The sequence below is a fragment of the Hymenobacter defluvii genome (assembly GCF_017589435.1).
Lineage (GTDB): Bacteria > Bacteroidota > Bacteroidia > Cytophagales > Hymenobacteraceae > Hymenobacter > Hymenobacter profundi.
Genome location: NZ_JAGETX010000121.1, coordinates 1 through 475 on the forward strand (window position 1 = coordinate 1; position 475 = coordinate 475).

A 475-nucleotide genomic window follows, 5' to 3' on the forward strand; every position below is an offset into this window, starting at 1 on the left:
GTATACAGTCAAAGCTTTTGAGCTTCTGCCCGAAAAGCTAGCACTCTTCAACGATTACCGCGAACTACTTCAATTAGGACCGGCCGAGCGGGTATCTAATGCAGCTTTCATTGAGTCTATTAAACCATTCCTGACGTTTTACCGGCAACTGCCTGCCTATGCACAGCGGACCCGGAACTTACCCGCTGTAACTCGACGTCTGCGCGAGAGCATTGCCACAGCAAAAGACCCAGAGGCCGCCTTTTTTGAGAAGTTTCCAGGGGCCTTGGGATTTAACTTGCCGGAGTTGCAGCGCGACGCGGCAACGCGGGAACGATACGTAATTACCCTTCAAGAGCACATCACTCGTTTGCGTCAAGCCTATCCTGCCTTGCTCGTGCGTCTAGATGAATTCATTAGTAGCCAAGTGGTTGGAAAAACAGTCGATTTCGGCCAGTACAAGCGCCGATTGCAGGACCGTTTCATAGGATTGGAG

At 51.2% G+C, this 475-nt stretch carries 1 pseudogene; it reads left to right on the forward strand.

Annotated features, from left to right (window positions below):
- Positions 1–475: pseudogene (locus J4D97_RS23280) on the forward strand (hypothetical protein); the annotation flags it as partial.